The organism is Infirmifilum lucidum (assembly GCF_014876775.1).
In the GTDB taxonomy this organism is placed as follows: domain Archaea; phylum Thermoproteota; class Thermoprotei; order Thermofilales; family Thermofilaceae; genus Thermofilum; species Thermofilum lucidum.
On record NZ_CP062310.1, the window covers coordinates 1,018,542 to 1,035,865 of the forward strand.

General features: G+C 50.7%; 19 protein-coding genes and 2 tRNA genes. 12 read left to right on the forward strand and 9 right to left on the reverse strand.

What is annotated here, in order from left to right:
- The first annotated feature begins 111 nt into the window (after positions 1-111).
- On the forward strand, positions 112-849 hold the full coding sequence (locus tag IG193_RS05760; RefSeq protein WP_192818246.1) for a proteasome assembly chaperone family protein: 738 nt from the start codon (positions 112-114) through the stop codon (positions 847-849).
- On the opposite strand, the gene tgtA is transcribed toward IG193_RS05760, so the two are convergent.
- Positions 815-2,476 (reverse strand): tRNA guanosine(15) transglycosylase TgtA, encoded by a 1,662-nt coding sequence (gene tgtA / locus IG193_RS05765; RefSeq protein WP_192818247.1) that lies wholly within the window; start codon positions 2,474-2,476, stop codon positions 815-817. The genes IG193_RS05760 and tgtA overlap by 35 nt on opposite strands.
- Positions 2,477-2,537: 61 nt before the next feature.
- Here tgtA and IG193_RS05770 point away from each other — a divergent pair, with 61 nt between their 5' ends.
- From IG193_RS05770 to IG193_RS05780, 3 genes are read left to right on the forward strand one after another with little or no spacing between them, the layout of a single operon-like run.
- On the forward strand, positions 2,538-2,897 hold the full coding sequence (locus IG193_RS05770; RefSeq protein WP_192818248.1) for a hypothetical protein: 360 nt from the start codon (positions 2,538-2,540) through the stop codon (positions 2,895-2,897).
- A gap of 3 nt (positions 2,898-2,900) precedes the next feature.
- A complete protein-coding gene (locus IG193_RS05775) occupies positions 2,901-3,185 on the forward strand; it encodes a hypothetical protein (protein WP_192818249.1) in 285 nt (94 codons plus the stop codon).
- 21 nt (positions 3,186-3,206) lie between these two features.
- A complete protein-coding gene (locus tag IG193_RS05780; RefSeq protein WP_192818250.1) occupies positions 3,207-4,271 on the forward strand; it encodes a transglutaminase-like domain-containing protein in 1,065 nt (354 codons plus the stop codon).
- Here IG193_RS05780 and IG193_RS05785 read toward each other — a convergent pair.
- The 5 genes from IG193_RS05785 to IG193_RS05805 all read right to left on the reverse strand — a co-directional run bounded on the left by IG193_RS05785 (position 4,264) and on the right by IG193_RS05805 (position 8,801).
- Positions 4,264-4,887, reverse strand: coding sequence for a hypothetical protein (locus tag IG193_RS05785; protein ID WP_192818251.1), 624 nt, complete (start codon positions 4,885-4,887; stop codon positions 4,264-4,266). The two genes, IG193_RS05780 and IG193_RS05785, sit on opposite strands and share 8 nt — an antisense overlap.
- A 33-nt stretch (positions 4,888-4,920) precedes the next feature.
- On the reverse strand, positions 4,921-5,256 hold the full coding sequence (locus IG193_RS05790) for a hypothetical protein (RefSeq protein ID WP_192818252.1): 336 nt from the start codon (positions 5,254-5,256) through the stop codon (positions 4,921-4,923).
- Between the two features lie 78 nt (positions 5,257-5,334).
- Positions 5,335-6,534, reverse strand: coding sequence for a M48 family metallopeptidase (locus IG193_RS05795; RefSeq protein ID WP_192818253.1), 1,200 nt, complete (start codon positions 6,532-6,534; stop codon positions 5,335-5,337).
- 108 nt (positions 6,535-6,642) lie between these two features.
- Positions 6,643-8,544, reverse strand: coding sequence for a carboxypeptidase-like regulatory domain-containing protein (locus IG193_RS05800; protein WP_192818254.1), 1,902 nt, complete (start codon positions 8,542-8,544; stop codon positions 6,643-6,645).
- Positions 8,545-8,727: 183 nt separating this feature from the next.
- Positions 8,728-8,801, reverse strand: a tRNA-Asn gene (locus tag IG193_RS05805).
- 103 nt (positions 8,802-8,904) lie between these two features.
- Here IG193_RS05805 and IG193_RS05810 point away from each other — a divergent pair.
- The 3 genes from IG193_RS05810 to IG193_RS05820 are packed head-to-tail and all read left to right on the forward strand — an operon-like array spanning position 8,905 to position 11,203.
- Positions 8,905-9,243 carry an RNA polymerase Rpb4 family protein gene (locus IG193_RS05810; RefSeq protein ID WP_192818255.1) on the forward strand — a complete coding sequence of 113 codons (339 nt, stop codon included), beginning with the start codon at positions 8,905-8,907 and terminating at the stop codon, positions 9,241-9,243.
- A 26-nt stretch (positions 9,244-9,269) separates the two neighbouring features.
- Complete coding sequence (locus IG193_RS05815) at positions 9,270-9,911, forward strand: DUF655 domain-containing protein (protein WP_192818256.1); 642 nt, start codon at positions 9,270-9,272, stop codon at positions 9,909-9,911.
- Between the two features lie 14 nt (positions 9,912-9,925).
- Positions 9,926-11,203, forward strand: a complete 1,278-nt coding sequence (locus IG193_RS05820; protein ID WP_192818257.1) for a tRNA pseudouridine(54/55) synthase Pus10 — start codon at positions 9,926-9,928, stop codon at positions 11,201-11,203.
- Here the strand turns inward: IG193_RS05820 and IG193_RS05825 are convergent.
- The 3 genes from IG193_RS05825 to IG193_RS05835 all read right to left on the reverse strand — a co-directional run bounded on the left by IG193_RS05825 (position 11,200) and on the right by IG193_RS05835 (position 12,020).
- Positions 11,200-11,508 (reverse strand): 50S ribosomal protein L21e, encoded by a 309-nt coding sequence (locus tag IG193_RS05825; RefSeq protein WP_192818258.1) that lies wholly within the window; start codon positions 11,506-11,508, stop codon positions 11,200-11,202. The genes IG193_RS05820 and IG193_RS05825 overlap by 4 nt on opposite strands.
- A gap of 86 nt (positions 11,509-11,594) precedes the next feature.
- Positions 11,595-11,700 (reverse strand) — tRNA-Leu (locus IG193_RS05830).
- A 50-nt stretch (positions 11,701-11,750) separates the two neighbouring features.
- On the reverse strand, positions 11,751-12,020 hold the full coding sequence (locus tag IG193_RS05835) for a 30S ribosomal protein S17e (RefSeq protein ID WP_192818259.1): 270 nt from the start codon (positions 12,018-12,020) through the stop codon (positions 11,751-11,753).
- Positions 12,021-12,170: 150 nt separating this feature from the next.
- On the opposite strand from IG193_RS05835, the gene IG193_RS05840 reads away from it, so the two are divergent.
- The 5 genes from IG193_RS05840 to IG193_RS05860 all read left to right on the forward strand — a co-directional run bounded on the left by IG193_RS05840 (position 12,171) and on the right by IG193_RS05860 (position 17,249).
- Complete coding sequence (locus IG193_RS05840) at positions 12,171-12,425, forward strand: histone family protein (RefSeq protein WP_192818260.1); 255 nt, start codon at positions 12,171-12,173, stop codon at positions 12,423-12,425.
- 94 nt (positions 12,426-12,519) lie between these two features.
- Positions 12,520-14,322, forward strand: coding sequence for a V-type ATP synthase subunit A (locus tag IG193_RS05845; protein ID WP_192818261.1), 1,803 nt, complete (start codon positions 12,520-12,522; stop codon positions 14,320-14,322).
- Positions 14,315-15,730: a V-type ATP synthase subunit B gene (locus IG193_RS05850; protein WP_225876055.1), complete on the forward strand. Its 1,416-nt coding sequence runs from the start codon at positions 14,315-14,317 to the stop codon at positions 15,728-15,730. The genes IG193_RS05845 and IG193_RS05850 overlap by 8 nt, the downstream gene beginning before the upstream one ends.
- 13 nt (positions 15,731-15,743) lie before the next feature.
- Positions 15,744-16,343, forward strand: coding sequence for a V-type ATP synthase subunit D (locus tag IG193_RS05855; RefSeq protein WP_192818262.1), 600 nt, complete (start codon positions 15,744-15,746; stop codon positions 16,341-16,343).
- Between the two features lie 3 nt (positions 16,344-16,346).
- Entirely contained in the window at positions 16,347-17,249 is a 903-nt protein-coding gene (locus IG193_RS05860) for a V-type ATPase subunit (RefSeq protein WP_192818263.1), read from the forward strand.
- The last annotated feature ends 75 nt before the right edge of the window (positions 17,250-17,324 follow it).

Genomic DNA, 17,324 nt, shown 5'->3' on the forward strand with positions numbered 1-17,324 from the left:
TAGCACCAGGTACGATGCTTCGCACGGCGCTTACAAGGAGGTTACCCCTGGAGGGCGGGTGCTCAGAAAAGGTTATACGTTACTCTCGCGTTTTCTGTTTCAGCGAGGTATATGAGGATAATTTCGCTGGGGAACCTCCAGGTAGTATTGAACAGAGAGTTCAGGGCATCAAGGCTCGTTACTGGTTTTCACGGGGTAGGCCACGTGGGCTGGATCTCAGTGAGGCACCTCGTTGAAAAGACCGGGGCAGCGAGGGTTGGACACGTTATATCGCCATACATGCAGCCCTTCGTCTCTGTTAAAAATGGGATAAGGACGCCCTACGAGCTCTATGTTGCCGGAGAAACTCTTTACTTTCTGCCAAATGTGCCCTTGAGCAACAGGGATACAAGTCTCGTGACTATGGCCGTAGCCGAGACTGCCCTCGAAGGAGGTGTTGTCGAGGCTGTACTCTTCGGCGGTCTCGATAACAGGTTCAAGGAAGATGACAGCGTTAGGCTAGCACCAACTACAGCTTTCTACGAAAGACACAGGAACCTGTTTTCGAGCGGAAGGTTCAAGCTCATGGACGAGGGTCTGGGTGTGGTAGGCCCCCTCGCGATAATTCTCTCTATATTCGAATCACGCGAACTGCCCGCTGTGGCAATACTGCCGTATGCCGCGCCAGACAGACCCGACCCGAAGGCCGCGGCGGAGGCTCTAAAGGCATATAGTGAACTCTCTGGAGAGAATGTGAGTGTCGAGGAGCTCGTAGAGGAAGGCACTCTAATTGAACGTGAGCTTGAGGAGCTCGAAAAGAAGATCAAGCAAGTGGCTAGAGAGAGGGAACCCCCTCAATACCACGTGTGACCAGCTCCTTGATGGCTTTGACAGCCCTCAGTATCTCTTCGCTGGTTTTTACGTGCTCTTGAAGTGCAACATAGTAGTCGCGCAATTTGAGATGTAGTGCTATGATTTGTTCTCCGGATAACCTCCTCAGGAGCCCGAGGACGAACTCCCTGGGCAGTGAGTAGTAGACTAGAACTACCCCCCTGTACCCCTTGTTTAGCGCGAACCACACGACATCTTCCTTGATTTCGTTTGCAGTCCCCTCGAGTACAGCGCTGCTAGCCTCATACTGTGACAGAGGATACAAGCCGTCGAGCTCGATAGGTATTATCGAGAAGGCTCGCGAGAGTACAGCTATGTCGCACTCGTTGATAATTTCTGGCCTGTCGTTTAAAAGCTCCTTTATCAGCCCGAACCTTGTAAATGGTTTGTGAGGAGTCTCCTCAAAGAGTAGCAGAATCTCGCTTTTACCCCTATACCTTGATTTTAGTCTATTGACATGCCTTACAACTTCAGGCCTGTACCTACTGAAGCTGTCATAGAAGAAGACACCCTGTATCCTAGGTCTTGTCACGGGGTGGACTTTAGCAATAAATTCAGCGTACTTGACGTACAACTTGAATGCCTCCATGAGTGAGGGGTGACCCCTGGTCTTCTCCTCGACAAGATCCCAAAGCCTTCCTTCGTGGATCGCCTGTTTTATCCTCTTTAACTCTAGGTGAATTACATAGAGGTTATGTTGGGCTATTAGCCTTACACGCTCCTGCTTCGGGAGCCCCTTAAGTTCCCTGGCGCTATACTTAGAACACACAGGGCACACACAGGGTAGCTCTTCGACTTCTTCCAGCCTTAGTGTACCGCGTGGTGTAATCAACCGGTCATCGCGAGCATATAGCGCATAGGAGGCTGAGTCGAACAAATCAACACCCATGGCAACGGCCAAAGGCATTATTATCGGGTGGCCGGCACCAAACAAATGCAGAGGAGCACCCCAAGGCAGGTTTAACCTGGCAGTCATCACGAGTTTAACTAGTTCTTTGTAATCGTACTCCTCCATGAACTGCGTGGGGCCACCTACAGCGAAAAGGTCAGCAGGCTCTCGGGATGCTTGGGACGCTGAATATGCTACGAGATCTGTGTAGACTCCACCCTGTATTGGAGCAACGAGAAGCATGCCTTTTCTATCTACTTTGACAGCTTCCCGTAGCCTCCTCAGCGTTTCTTCTACCTCTATCCTGGCCTGGTGATAGGGGGTGTCTCGCCTAGTGGGAATATCCAGTATTACCCCGACGTCGGAGCCTATCTCGATTTGGTACGTGAAGATTTCCAGGGGATCTACCTCGACCTTCCCGTACACCAGTAGTTGGTAGGCTCCTGAGTCAGTGTATACAGGTCCGTCGACACCAAGTATACCGTGGACGGTGAGTTCTTTCGCCAGGTCTCCGTAGTTTCGCTTGATGATGTATGAATTAGTGATTAACATTGGGAAACCTATTTCTCTTATCTCTTTTGGAGGAATGATCTGCTTCCCAGGATTTATTACGGGGGTCAGCGTCGGGGTCTCCACAACGCCCCTGCGCGTATAGAGCTTACCTCTGCGTCCCATTAAGTCAATCTCGTCTACCTCGAAGACCTCAGACCATGTCACACAACCCTTACCACAAAAAACCTTATTATAGTATTCTACCCTGGGGAATTAACAGATGTTTATGCAGGGGAGAGTTACAGGTGTTGAAATGCTCTCGTACGCCGATGTGGCCCGCCTACGGATAGAGGGTGAAAGCGGAGTTTTTGAAGTAGAGATCCCATTAAAGGTGTTGAAAGAAGTTGGGATTAACCCACTTCCAGGTAGCGGTATCGAGATCGGCGTGGAGAAATCCGCCTCCGACTTTGAAGGCTGGGATATTGTGTTGAGTGGGGAGGTCTACCTGAGACAGGAATCTCAAAACAGGCTCTATATATCCGCTGGAGGCCTCCAAATAGTAATTCCCATAAGCGTTGCTACGGGCTTCAACAACGTGGGAGACAAAGTCTACGTTAAACTGAGGTTCCAGCGGGGACGGGATTAGGAAATGGTTGACGTGAAGTTGCTTGAGAGGCTACTAGAGTGGGCCCGGGCGAACAATGCTGTAATAGACGTTTCTTTCCAGGATACGAGTTACAGGCTTAGGATAAACAAGATGTTTAGGGCGGTTGACTCCGGCGGGAATGTTATCTCGTGGGCTAAGGCTTTCGGCGCAAAAAAACCTGCCGAGTTATTTGGGGCCTTCAAGGTTAAGGCAGTAACCCTGAAGCTCGCAGATAAACAACACACCTTTAGGAGCTTAGAGGAGCTTCTGCAGACGATCCGCCTGTAACTGTAATGGGGAGGCCCAAGGATGCGTTTAAGAAACGTTTTCACGGTATTTGCAGGCGTCCTGCTAGTTCTACAGTCTATACAGGCCACTAAGTACGTGGTGGTAACAAGCCTAGTTGTAGAAGGACGCGGCACAGTCGACCGGGAAGTTTTCTCAAGGATATTCCTCATTGCTCCAGATATCCCGGGCTGGCAGAATTCCTCGCGCATAACCTTATACGTAAACTCGAAGGAAAGGGGGTTTACTCTCAGTAGAGATGCAGACGGGAACTTGTACGCGTATCCGGGCGACCTCCAGTACTCCGGGAGGATAAATATTACCCTCGTACAGGAAGTAGAAGTTTTGAAGTCCCCCTTCCGCCGTGTAGCCGATCTTCCAGAGACTGTTGCTGCGAGCAGAGCTTTAATGGATAAAACTGCTAGCTCTGTGTTTTGGCGCTGTAACGCCTCTGGGAAGAAATTCTCGGATGTTGTAAGCCTTGCGAGTAGCATAGGCTCGGGCTCTCCCTCGAACAGGGACTTTGTCTTGAGGGCGGCCGACTGGGTGCGTAGGAACATTAAATATTCCCTAAATATAAGTGGCGGCGTCAGGTGCCCGGCGGAAACGCTTGCAAGGGCGGAGGGCGCTTGTGGTGACATCCATGCTTTGTACACAGCCCTGCTGAGAGTCAGGGGGATAGACTCCTATCTAGCATACGCATATGTGTATGTCCCTGAGGAGAGCTTTGCTATAGAGTACGGTAAGTGGCGTTACGTATTGGTAGGAGCGGAGCCCCACATATTCACTGTTGTAAATTCGTCTGGAGCAATTTTCCCTGTAGACCTCACTGCCAACACCCAAAGTAGCCTCTCGGAATTAGCTAGGGGATCTGCCGTAAACCAGCTGGATTCAGTGATAGTGGTGGCCTGGATAAAGAACAGGGATCCAAATGACCTTTTGGCGGTCTACGCGCCTACAGGGGCAGAAAAAGTCGAGTTAGTACTCAGAGTCGTGCGCGGGAGTGCGGTACTCAACGACAACACTCTACTCTTCCTGGCGATTCTACTTGCAGGGGCTCTCATCCTTAACAAAGAGAGGTCTACTTGAGAGGCGTACCGCAGAACGGGCATATCACGTGCAGGTCTCCGTAGGGCAATTCGCGGCCGCAGTTGGGGCATCTCTTGGACTCTTGTCTTTCGGCGAATGGGGAGGGTTGCGGCTCCATAACTCGCGGCTGTACGTCTAAGTGTGCGGGCTGAGCAGGTGTTGCGGTTCCAGGCCACCTTCTGGCGGGCATGATAGGGGGCTGTACCTGTTCGGCCTGTATTGGTTGCTGGGGCCTAGGCTGGATGCGTGGTTGTGCTGGTCGTATTACGGTGGGTTGAACTGCTACAATTCCAGTAGGGGCTTCTTGCCTACTTCCTGCCCGTAGAGCAGGCGCTCCCTGCTGTATCAGCGCGCTCACTCTCGCGTAGAGCTTATACGCGTATGCCTCCTCAAGCCTGTACACTGCATAGAACAGGCTTAGTACAGCAATTGCACCGCAGATGCTTGCCGAGAAAGGCACAAGACTAGGAGCAAAGATTTGCAAGATTAGAGATATGGCTATCCATGCTGCAGCAATAGAAACAGTGACCAGTATTGCTGTCTTCTTTTTCTTGTTGAACTCAGCGTCTACGGGATCTACATACCTCTGTTTCGAGCGTTTACCCTGTACCGGCAAGCTCCCTCACGTAAAGCTGGTGTACTCAAGTATTTAATGTTGTGCCGCTACAATACGTTTTACTACGGCCTTCTCCCCCTCTACCTCTATGTCTGTTATCGTGCTCTCGGCTATAGCCTGCAGTATGTCCTCATCGTCCAGGACGAGCCTCGGAGACGAGAGCTTTACCTCCAAGCCGAGAGTATCTGCTAATTCCTGGAGTGTATAGGCTATGTCACGAACCTTGCTTTTAACGTCAACCACAGAATCTAGCGCGTCCAGCAAGTGTTTCTGGACTTGGAGGAGGGCTTTTCTCTGCCCATCGTTTAACTCGTTGCTGGCTAGCAAGTCTTCAACAATTTCAAGTGCTTTAATCACGTGAGTCCGCATACAACCGATAATCCCAGCCTCTCCCTAAAATAACAAGCAAAAACGCTTGCATGTGCTTCCTGCTTGCATACCAAAGTATTACCTTTGAATTTCACCGCCTCTATATGCCCTGCTCCTCGAGAGAAGAGCCCATATTCGGACGCTGGCAGGTGGGTGGGCAGAGAAGGTTGCTGCAAATCTCTTTTCAACACGCGAACCCGATTTGACGAGCTCCGGGTACTCAAACCTTACGAGTGCGCTGACAAAGTCCTCGACTGACGTGGCTCTCGAGGCTTCAGCGTCTGCCTCAAGCTCCATGTGCTGTAGAAGTTTTGAGAATAAGAAGAAGAGAAGAATAGAGTATCCTGCCAGGAGTATGAGGGGGGGCTGGAATACGGATAGCAGAAATGCTCTGGCGGCGCATTCTACACTGGCTGCCGTGAATAGTTTAAAGGAGTCTCTATGCTTTAGGTGTGCGAGCTCGTGGGCAAGTATAGCTTCGAGCTCTCGGGGGCTCGAATCCAGGAGTAATCCCGCTGTAACGTATACCCGTGAGACCATGCGGAACAGACCTAGCGTGTAAGCGTTTCTGCGGGGCGACGGAGTAATACATACATTAACTCTAAAGCCGTATTTTCTGCTGAGTCGGGACAGTATCGAGTCGAGGTCTACTTCCTTGAGTCTAATGTCTCTGGGTTCAACCCCGACGTCTCTGAGTACACGTTCAGCGTCGTTGAGCATTAAAGGCTTGTTCTTCTTCGCCAGGATGTGTTTAGCTACAGCCAATGAGAGTATATCCTCCCTTTTTATCTCGTCTACCGCAATACGCAGGAGGAAAACCCTTTTACAACACGTCGGCACTTCTAGGCAATTAAACCTGGAGTAGAGGACTGGCGCTAAGAGCAGTATTAGGAAAGTGAACAAAATAGTGGTAACGCTAACCCCAAGCACGTCTCTAAAGCCTAGTGTCGAGAGAATTACGGGTAAAAACATCGTGACCGCGACGAAAAACGCCAGAGAATAACTCCTAAGTCTTTGAAAGAGGGCTTCGCCGAAAACATCTGGGTTAGTATCTAGTTGCTTCCCGTCTGTTAGCAGGAGCACGACCTCCGGGCTAGCGTTACACGCAGAGGAGGCATAGTTCGCCAGTTCTCTCGCGAAGTCCCTAACTGCTTGGTCGTCACTTGCACACGCTTGCACAACTCCCCCGATGTACTTCACGGATATTTCTGCCTCCTGTTTTTTTACGAGAAACTCGTTCTCGTAGACTCTTTCAGGAGTATAGCCTATTCTCTTCAAGAGCTCTAGAAAATTCTCAGAGGAAAAATAATCCCCAAAACAGATGAGTGGAATAAAGAGAAATTTACATTTCTCCTCGCGTTTACTCATCTTGGTCTCCGGGCATGTCTAGCTTATCTCTATCTCGGCAACATCCTTCTCTCTCCTGGGTCTGAAGAAGAGTGCGGTAGTTAACGCTGTAGCCGCCGATACAGCCGCAACCTCTGTGGCTGTTACTGGACCTATGAATGGTAGGTCGAATAATATACCCGTGTTGATGTCTATGCTCTGGTCACCATCGAGAGCCACCTTTGCTGTAGTTGTAATCCTCTTGTACTGCACTGTGACAGTGTAGGTTCCTCTCGGAAGTTGGGTGAACACAACGCTACCCGATGAATCCGTCTCAAGGCTTTGCGAGTAGTTTCCGTTGTTCACAGTGACTATAGCACCAGTTACGGGCCCCCCTAGAGCGTTCTTAGCGTTGACAGTAAGACTATACACTTTACACTCTATGTTGAACTCCGTGTCCATTAGCGTTCCTATGGTAAAGTATGCTAGGGTCGCACCCTTGAACCTCGCAGAGACCGTGTATACTCCAGGTGCGTACACGTTCAGCGTAGCCACACCGTCGGCCCCGCTTACAGCGTTGATGCTCAGTGGACCAGACATGCTAACCTGGACGCCGGGTACAGGGTTGCCCTTCATGTCCCTGAATACCATCTTAATGGGCTTCCATACTATTGTGAATACGTAGTCTCCCTCCTCGACGCTGTCACCGTTCTTTACCTGAACCGCGGCTTCGTTCTTCTCAAGCACAATAGTTCTCCACGTGCTGAGCCAGCTCGAAGTGTAGTTCTCAACACCCTCAATCTTCTGGCCACCGGGGACTGTGACCGAGGTTATAGTGGCTATAGATGGGACTTGAACTACTATGTAGGCAGCGTACGCATCAGCGACATCTCTCTTCGACACGGTAGTTATGAGGCCCTTAGGTGTCCACGTCCCTATCTCTTTGTAGTACGCGGGGATTATCATTGCCTGGATGTCGTGCCCCTCGTTGTTCGTTATCTTCACACTAGACCCGTAGACGAGGAAGGCTTTTATCCAGTAGTGCATGAGGAGCGGCGGTATCATGAGCGAGGCTCCTCGAACTTCAAATTCCTCGCTTCTTTCAAAAGCTAAGTCTACCAGGCCCCCCTCAACCATAACATTGCTGGACAGAGGTCCTGGGGAGACTGAGTACAGCACAACGATGAAGCCCAGCGGGCTCCACCCGGCCTTGCTTCTCATAGAGTAGCTCTTCGACGTCTTTGCCGGGATCGTCGTCTCAGTGAAGCGGTCTTCTACCACTAGAAAAGAGCTGGGCAGTTTGTACTCCTCGCCCCGCGTAAGTGCTATAGTATATTTCCCGAACCCGATAGCTGAAGCATCTATCTCGACGTGTTTGGGGTCAGCCTTGAATGCCCCAGCAGGAATATTAGACTGGACGCTGGGACTCGTTAGCTCGTTCCCAAAGGGGTCGACGACGGACTTTACAGCATAGGGGGCGTAGTTATCAATCGAGACTCTCACTGCGACGCTCAGCCCAGTGTCCTTGAACTCGCTGGTATCGATTGTTATGTTGTCCTGTAGGGGGATCCAGACAGTCCTCCTGAATACAGTTATAAGCCTGGCCTTCACAGTGCCGTTAAAACCGTTAGCTCCAATAGTAACCTCTCCAGTATACGAAGTTATGGACGTCAGCCTACCCATACTCTGGCTTACCTTATCGTACTTCACGGGGACTAGTTGCGCCGGCGCTTTGCCGTCGAACACTACTACAAAGCTCTCGAGAACATAGCCTGGAGGTGTAGCTGTACTAGAGAGGGTTATAACACTCTTGCTCCCAAAGTCTAGCTCGACAGGCTCATCTGTTTTAAGCATGTAATCTATCCTCGCGTAGTAGGCTGGAGTGCTCTGTCCTGCAAGCGTGAGGGCTGTAATGTAGCCGACTAGCGTCAGTAATAGTGCCATGCAGACTATCCTTTTCATAAAGTTCAACAATCACTCCTGCACCCCAAAAATTTGGGATTCGAACGGTCTTTGTAGCGATACGAGCGTATTACGCTCGTCCTCGCCCCACTCTACGGCTCCAACCACGCACATAAAAACAAGGCACCTTTACGGTAAACTCCCTTTACAAAAAGCGGCCAATCTGTTAAAACCCGTAAAGAGCGCCGGGGCCGGGATTCGAACCCGGGACCGCCCGGTTAACAGCCGGGCGCTCCACCTGGCTGAGCTACCCCGGCGCTATTCAATCAGGAGGGGTTGGAGATAAATAAAATTTTTTCTTTTGTAGAAGACAGTAATTTGCAGAAAAGATATTAATTAGTTTTAACGAGAAAAATGTAGGTGGAGTTTCCAGTGCCTAAAGTGCTCTCCGAGAGAAACTTAACTCTAGCTGAAGTGCGGGACATACTTGAGAAAATCGAGAGTAAACGCGAGCTCACAAACTTTGAGCGTTATACGTTAGAGTACGCTAGGAAGTTTGCGAAAATCGAAGAACCAGCTAAGTCTCGCCAGATAGTGGAGGAGCTTGTAAGAACTTTCGACTTGCCAGAGAGTATAGCAGTTCAGCTTGTGAATATTAAGCCAAGGGATCAGGGTGAAGTACGCCTCATTCTTGCTCCCCTAAATAAGGTATACTCTGATGATGACTACAGAAAAATAATCGAGCTTGTTAACAAGTAGTAGGCTCCTGGGTCGTGGTGTTAAGCGTGGCTAGCCGCGAGTTTCGAAAACCTCCTAAGCCGCCCGAGAATCACGCGTACGTCTTAGATGTCCTACCTTACGGGGATCCAGTACGGGGCATTCCCTACCCTCTGGTTCAAAGTATAGGGGAAGAGAGGTTTCTCCTCATGGAGTTGAGACCAGAGAGCAGCATCATGCCGAGCGTGAAAATAGGGGAGAGAGTAGACCTGGCTGCAGGAGTTGAAGCTAGAATCTTTCACTTCCTAAGAATGCTCAGGTATGACGATCTCACGGGTAATGCCAAGGCTATATTGAGGGAAGTCATTACAAGTATCGTGGTGAGCCGGGAGAAAGTATTTGTCGACTTCTTCAATAAGTCACAGCCATTGTCAAAGAAGGCTCACCAATTGGAACTGCTTAAGGGTGTTGGAAAAAAGACTCTTTGGAAGATTCTCGAGGAACGTAGCCGGAAACCCTTCGAATCGTTCACGGACATTGAGAAGAGGGTAGGGATTAAACCCCTAGAACTCGTTGTGAACAGGATCCTAGAGGAACTCGCCGAGCCACAGGCACACTACATTTTCGTGAACCCACCATACGGCCCCACACGCTCCGGCGAGGCACTCCAGAGGAGAGAAGGCAGAGAGCGCTTCAGGCAGAGTTTCTGACGCAGGTTTTTGTCATGATAGTCGAGAAAGCGCGTCAAATATTGGAGAACGGTTACAGCCTCTGCGACTCGTGCCTCGGACGACTTTTCGGCCTTCGAGGACACGGTGTCAGCAACGCCGAGAGAGGGCGGTCTATAAAAACTCTGCTCTTCTTAGAAGCCTATAGGAGCTCACCTCGCGAGTTCGACGAAAGGCTTCTGAGGGCCCTGGCTGAAAGCGGGTTTGAGCCCGCCAGGAGTGTCCTGGCAAGCCTGTCACTGGAAGTCCCCCCTGTGTCTAAATGCTATATATGTGGGGGGATCTCTTCGAGGTACGAAGAGCTCGCCCTACGCATACTCGAGGCAACGTCAGAGTACGAGTTCTCAACGTTCCAGCTTGGAGTCCGCTTGCCCTACCAGATGGTAAAACGGGAAGAGGATATCTGGCGCCTATTTGAGCTAAAGGATGCAGAGTCGTTGAAGAACGAGGTTAGTAGAGAAGTTGGAAAGATTTTCTCCAAGATATCCGGGAAAGTCTATGGCGCAGAGAAATCCGAAGTACTCATAATCATAGACATCGGGAACGGTAGAGTCGAGGTTCACCCCAGACCTGTCTTTATATGTGGGCGGTACAGGAAACTGGTAAGAGGCCTACCGCAGAACCCCTGGCCCTATACAGATGACAGAATAAAGTTCAAGACCTCCATAGAGGAGCTGGTCTCCAGGCCTGCCATAACACTCTTCGAGGCCTTTGGTGCGAAATTCCATGCTGGTGGGCGGGAAGACATCGACGTGCGCACTCTAGGCAGAGGAAGGCCCTTTGTCCTAGAGATAAAGAGGCCGAAGAAGCGCAGCATAGACCTCGCAGAACTAGAGAAGAAAATAAACATGGAGGCTAGGGGCCTTATCGAGGTGCACGGGCTGAGCTACTGCGATAGAGACAGCATAAAGAAGCTGAAGGGGCTCGCCGAGGTCGCCAGGAAAGTTTACAGGGCTCTCGTCACCTTCTCTACTCCCATCACCGAAGAGGACATCAGCAAGCTAAACACAGTGTTCAACGTTGCTGTCGTTGAGCAGAGAACACCCTTCAGAGTACTCCACAGGAGGGTAGACAAGCTACGACGAAAGGTAGTTTACAGAGTTGAGGCGAAGAGGGTTTCAGAGCGCGAAGTAGAGCTCGTGATCGAAGCACAGGGCGGTTTCTATATTAAAGAGTTCATTCACGGGGATCAGGGTAGGACAAATCCGAGCATAGCCGGCGTGTTGGGGAAGAGCGTTGAAAACATCGAGTTAGACGTCCTGGACGTTGACTAGGTAGCGCCCCCGGGCTGGGCTGCTGGAACTAGGTGCTCCGGCGTTGCTACAATCTTCTTAATTTTCCCTCCAACGCGGACTTCTAGGACGTAGGCTCTTCCTCTCCGCTCAATCACCTTACCAACTTTCCCCTGGTATCTCCTATGCGGCGCAGTCTCGATGAATGTTGGGTTCACGTCAATAATCACGTAGTCTCCCACCTTGTACTCGTACATTAGACGGCTCAACCCCCCATAGCCCCTAGTACGCGGCGTGTGCCGGAATACCTTCCTGCTACGATTCCTATAGCCGTGTGAATGCCTCATCGACTAACCCCTTCACACCACTTCAATACGGTTTATAATATTTTCTCTGCTTTCCTAGCAGTATTCCCAGAAGGAAAATGCTCGAGTGCGGGGGCCGGGATTCGAACCCGGGCAGGCCGACGCCAGCGGAGGTCTTATCCCATTCAAGAGATCCTAAGTCCGCCCCCTTTGTCCTAGCTCGGGCACCCCCGCCCTCTTAGATAGTTATTTTCTCGGGTAAAATATTTTTTCTTGCAGGTGCCTCACACGCCCTCTATCTGTCTAATGTACTCCTCTTCGTCTGTTGTCGGTATCTCTTGCCTCAAGCTGATTTGTGCCTCGATAATCTTCTTCCTCTTTACTTGCCTCGTAGCGTAGCCTGCTATGAGGTTTCGTAGTTTTTTTGAGGGGACGTCTATCAGCTCTGCTACTTTCTGCTTGTTATACTCAAAATCCGTTGTAAAGCTGTCACCAAACTTCTCTATGAGCATCTTAGCCGTTCTCTTAACGAGTTTCGTTCTAACATTACCCATGTAATTCCCCCGAATACCTCTACACCGCACTTAAATATATTTCCTCGCGGTTTTCACGCTAAGGAAGGAAAGGGCTGGAAGAAATCTCTTTCCGTAAATACAGTGAAAATCTTTTAATATTTAGTTTTGTAATCCTACGGGGGGTAGTGTATGTCTGCAAAGAAAAAAGACTACGAAATACCGCTCGCCCCTATCGACAGGATATTGCACCAGGAAGGGGCAGAGCGCGTCAGCGAGGAAGCAACTATACTCCTGAGAGACTTCCTAGAGAAGATCGCCCGGGAAATTGCCCGTGAGGCTGTTGACGCCTCTAAGCACGCTGAACGCAAGACGGTGAACGAGGAAGATGTAAAATTTGCTATAAGTAGGCTACAGAGGATACTGTGCTCCCGGATCTTACTCTAGCTCCTTTTACCCCGCCCTTGTATTCCTGTTTTTGAGTATTCCTAAAGGCAAAACATTAATGTGGCTTATTTACAATTCAGCGTTGAATAAAACCATGTCCGGCAACAGGAAGGGCTACATAGCTAAGATTTCAGGGCCAGTCATAATAGGCAAGGGTATCAACGACATAAAACTCGGAGAAGTAGTATACGTAGGCAACGAGGGCCTTCTAGGCGAGGTTGTCAGGGTCGCACAGGATTACTTTGCAGCCCAGGTATACGAAGACACGAGTGGCCTCCGGCCCAGAGAGCCTGTAGTGGGCACAGGTAAGTTATTAGTCGCGGAGCTTGGCCCGGGTCTTATGTCCAGCGTGTATGACGGCGTCCAGAGGCCTCTGGAGAGTATACGTGAACTAGTAGGACCCTTCGTTAAGAGGGGCGTAAAAGTAAACCCCCTCCCAAGGGAAAAGAAGTGGCACTTCGTTCCAAGGGTTGAGAGAGGGATAAAGGTAAGCCCTGGAGACATAATTGGCACAGTACAGGAAACCCCTCTCATCGAGCACAGGATTATGGTACCAATAGGCGTTGAAGGACGGCTCAGGGAAATCGCTCCTGAAGGTGATTATACTGTTGAAGATACTATTGCTGTCGTTGAGGCAGACGGCAGAACCTACGAGCTCACAATGAAGCAGGAGTGGCCTGTAAGGCAGGCAAGGCCGTACAAGGAGAGATTGACCAGCGAAGTACCGCTTCTCGTAGGGCAACGGGTTATAGACACGTTCTTCCCAATAGCCAAAGGGGGTGCTGGCGCGATTCCAGGTGGGTTCGGTACTGGGAAGACCGTGACGCTACACAAGGTTTCAATGTACAGTGACTCGCAGATAGTCATATACATTGGGTGCGGAGAGCGTGGGAACGAGATAGCTGAAATGCTTATGGAGTTCCCAAGGCTCGTTGACCCGAAATCCGGGCGGCCGATAATCGAGAGGTCAATCGTTATCGCTAACACGTCTAATATGCCTGTCTCGGCAAGAGAGGCATCAATATACATGGGCATAACCCTCGCAGAGTACTACAGGGATCAGGGCTACGACGTAACACTAATAGCAGACTCTACGAGCAGGTGGGCGGAAGCGCTACGCGAAATAGCTGGTAGACTTGGAGAACTGCCAGTGGAGAGGGGCTACCCCGCCTATCTGCCTGACAAGATAGCAGAGTTCTACGAGCGCGGTGGACGCGTGAAGGCTCTAGGGTCACCTGAGAGAAGCGGGTCAGTGACAGTTCTTGGAGCCGTTTCTCCACCAGGAGGCGACTACAACGAGCCCGTGACAATCCACACGCTTAGGTTTGTAGGAGTCATGTGGGCCCTGGATACAGATCTAGCCTACAGGAGACACTTCCCGGCCATCAACTGGTTGAAGAGCTTTAGTCAGTACGCGGACATAGTCGAGAGGTGGTGGGTTAAGAACGTCTCTCCTGAGTTCCCGCAGTACAGGAGGAGGGCCCTGCGGCTAATGACCGTGGCCAGCGAAATCGAGGCGATAGCGTCTGTGGTCGGCGAGGGGGCTCTACCGGATGACCAGCGACTGATACTTCTTACATCGGAGATAATAAAGGAGGGCTTCCTGAGGCAGACGGCCCTGTCAGGAGAGGACGTGTTCTGCAAGCCCGAAAAACAGTACTGGCTACTTAAAATGATGATAGATTTCTTCGACAAGGCCTACGAATTGATTAAAAAGAGGGTATCCATAGAAGAGATTACGCGGTTGCCAGAGGTATACGAGATGATGCGAGTAAAGGAGGACGAGAGGGGGTTAGAGGCCGTAAAAGAACTCTACAACCGTATGATGGCTAGACTGGATGAGGTCGCGCAACGCCACGGCGTCCAGATACAGTCTGGGGTGGTGGCTAGTGTCTGAGAGGGTGCTTAGGAACATTGTTAACCACTATCCGGGGAAAATCTACCGAGGAATCAGGGAAATACGAGGTAGCCTGCTTGTCGTAGACGGAATTGAAAACGCCGCGTACGATGAAGTTGTAAGAATATACGGTAAAGACAACCGTGAGAGGTTCGGGAGAGTCCTTGAAACTAGCATAGGTAGTGCAATAGTTCAAGTTCTCGGGGATCGCGAAGGGCTCGAAACAGACATATTCGTGAAATTCACTGGCTCTACTTTCAAGATTAGAGTTTCAGAAGACGTCCTGGGCAGGATTTTCAACGGCAGATTCGAGCCTATCGACGGGCTACCCCCCATTATGACAGGCGAGCTCAGAGAGATAACAGGAGAGCCTATAAACCCGGTTGCCAGAGAGTACCCTCACGACTTCATTCAAACCGGTGTGTCCGTAATCGATGGTCTGTTTAGCCTAGTTAGGGGGCAAAAACTCCCAATATTCAGCGTGTCAGGGCTCCCGCACAACCTACTAGCCGCACAAGTTGCAAGGCAGGCAACTGTTAGGGGTGAGGGGGAGAAGTTTGCTGTTGTCTTTGCAGGTATAGGTCTGAGGAAGACAGAAGCCGAGTTTTTCATGGAGCAGTTCCGCGAGACTGGAGCTATAGAGAGGCTCGTAGCAGTTCTCAACTTAGCCGATGACCCAGCTGTCGAGCGCCTCATGACTCCACGCATCGCGCTCACGGTGGCAGAGTACCTGGCTTTTGAACTCGACATGCATGTCCTAGTGATAATGTCAGATATGACCAACTACTGTGAGGCTCTGCGCGAAGTTAGCTCAGCAAGGGGTGAGATCCCGGGTAGGATGGGCTACCCTGGATACATGTACAGCGACCTCGCGACAATATACGAGCGGGCAGGTATAATTAAGGGAAAGAAGGGCAGCATTACGCTCTTCCCGATACTGACGATGCCGGGAGGCGACCTCAGGCACCCTATTCCAGATCTAACAGGTTACATAACTGAGGGGCAGATCTTCCTAAGCCAGGAGCTCTACGCCCAGGGCATCTATCCGCCCGTGAACGTACTACCCAGCCTGAGCAGGCTGATGAAGGCCGGAATAGGTGAGGGTAAGACTAGGGAGGATCACAGGTATCTGGCAGACCAGCTTTACGATGCTTACTCTAGAGGTGTGAGGGCGCGGGATCTGGCGAGAATAATCGGCGAAATTGGTCTCAGCGAGAAGATGAGAAGATTCCTGAAGTTCGCAGAGGAGTTCGAGAACTACTTCGTAAACCAGTCATTCTACGAAAACAGGAGTGTAGAAGAGACACTAGACAGAGGGTGGAAAGTCCTCTCAATATTACCAGAGGAGGAGCTCGTCAGAATACCACGGCGCATCATCGAGAAGTACCACCCTGCCTACAGGAGCTGAGGGCTGAGAAGGGATGTTAAGCGAGCTCGCTTTTCTCCCTGCCTCGAGAGGAACCTTACAGCTGTTGCGGAGGAGACTGGAGCTTGTGAGGAGAGGTAAGGATGTCTTGCAGATGAGGAGGGATCAGCTGGCTAAAGAGCTCCTAAGTATAATGGACGAGCTGCAGAAAAGGCCCAAGGCAGAGCATGAGTTTATAGAGGCAGCCCGTAGGGCAGCAGTCATGAGAATGGCACGTGGTGAACACGACTTCAGGTCAACAGCCTCGCTCGTGCATCCACCAAAAATAACTAGCATTATTATGAGTTACCAGGGGATACCAGTACCTCAAGCCAGGATAGTCCAAGACCCAGATTTTTCGCAGATAACGGATCCAGACTATAGAGAGGCTATCGAACGCTTGTGGAACGCTGTTAAAGTGATGATTGATGTCGCTAATAAAGAGCTAGCCGTGGAGAGGATAAGCGACCAGCTACTGTACATTAATAGGGTCGTGAATAGCCTGGAGAAGAACCTAATCCCCGCGCTTACAGACGTCCTCAGGAGAATTGAAGAAAGGGTTATTGAAGAGGAGCTGGAGGACTTCGTCAGAGTGAAGCTCCTGGGAGGTGGCTAGCTAGTGGAGGCATATATTGCCGTTAGGGCACACGGGTTAAAGTCCAGGCTCCTGCGGGTACAGGACTATGAAGCTATATTGCGCGGCGAGAAGAAGCTACCAGAATTCAAGGACTACTCGCTCATATCAGAACGCGACTCCCTAGAGCAAGTCCTGGAGAAAATATACAGGGTCTACGTCTCGAGGATGGAGATACTGGCGGCGTCTGACCGCGCGCTGGGGCAAATAGTGTATGCGCTACTCGACAGGCTTGAGATCGAAAACGCCAAGATACACTTTAGGTATATACTTGGTGCACAACGCCCAGTTATCTATTACCCCTATGGACGCCACATAGGTCCCGCAAGGCTGATGCAGATCAGAACAGAAGGAAGCCTGTGGGAAGAACTCTCGAAAACACCGTACCAGGCTCCCGGCACTCCGAGTTTCGTGAGCGGGCTAGAAGCAGAGCGGGAGGCCCTTCTAGACATACTTTATTACAACTATCTGTTTGGGGTTGCTGATAGTTTAGCAATCAGCAGGGAAGAGAGGGAGGATCTGAGGAACATTGTGAGGGAGGAGTTCGAGGCAAAACTACTCTTGTGGTCGCAAGTTCTTAGGCCAGAAATACTCACCAGGCTCCTCCAGAACTACTCTAAATCTCTCAGGGCCCCAATACCTCAGCTACCAGAGGAATGGAAAACCCTCAAGCTTACAGAGTTGATCGTACAAGTCCAAAAGAACCTTGTGTCTAGAGCCAGGCAGCTCGTGGCTGTGAAGTACTCAACGGGCGTGGCATACGTATACTACTTCAATCTCCTAGCACTTACAGAGGCGAACAACCTAGAAAAACTAGTTGTCGGCAAAGAAGTAGGATTGCCGGAAGAAGTCATCCAAAGGAACCTCGTATTAGCCGGCCTTCCTTAGTTACTCAATGACTAGCTCAGTAGCGACGGCCCCAGTCACTACTTTACTCGAATCGGGTTCAAGTCATCATCGCGT

Coding starts and splice junctions, on each gene's coding strand:
- IG193_RS05790 (WP_192818252.1), bottom strand. CDS start 5,256: ATGCGGACTCACGTGATTAAAGCACTTGAAATTGTTGAAGACTTGCTA.
- IG193_RS05775 (WP_192818249.1), top strand. CDS start 2,901: ATGGTTGACGTGAAGTTGCTTGAGAGGCTACTAGAGTGGGCCCGGGCG.
- IG193_RS05780 (WP_192818250.1), top strand. CDS start 3,207: ATGCGTTTAAGAAACGTTTTCACGGTATTTGCAGGCGTCCTGCTAGTT.
- IG193_RS05770 (WP_192818248.1), top strand. CDS start 2,538: ATGCAGGGGAGAGTTACAGGTGTTGAAATGCTCTCGTACGCCGATGTG.
- IG193_RS05845 (WP_192818261.1), top strand. CDS start 12,520: ATGTCCGGCAACAGGAAGGGCTACATAGCTAAGATTTCAGGGCCAGTC.
- IG193_RS05835 (WP_192818259.1), bottom strand. CDS start 12,020: ATGGGTAATGTTAGAACGAAACTCGTTAAGAGAACGGCTAAGATGCTC.
- IG193_RS05800 (WP_192818254.1), bottom strand. CDS start 8,544: ATGAAAAGGATAGTCTGCATGGCACTATTACTGACGCTAGTCGGCTAC.
- IG193_RS05820 (WP_192818257.1), top strand. CDS start 9,926: ATGATAGTCGAGAAAGCGCGTCAAATATTGGAGAACGGTTACAGCCTC.
- IG193_RS05760 (WP_192818246.1), top strand. CDS start 112: ATGAGGATAATTTCGCTGGGGAACCTCCAGGTAGTATTGAACAGAGAG.
- IG193_RS05840 (WP_192818260.1), top strand. CDS start 12,171: ATGTCTGCAAAGAAAAAAGACTACGAAATACCGCTCGCCCCTATCGAC.
- IG193_RS05825 (WP_192818258.1), bottom strand. CDS start 11,508: ATGAGGCATTCACACGGCTATAGGAATCGTAGCAGGAAGGTATTCCGG.
- IG193_RS05855 (WP_192818262.1), top strand. CDS start 15,744: ATGTTAAGCGAGCTCGCTTTTCTCCCTGCCTCGAGAGGAACCTTACAG.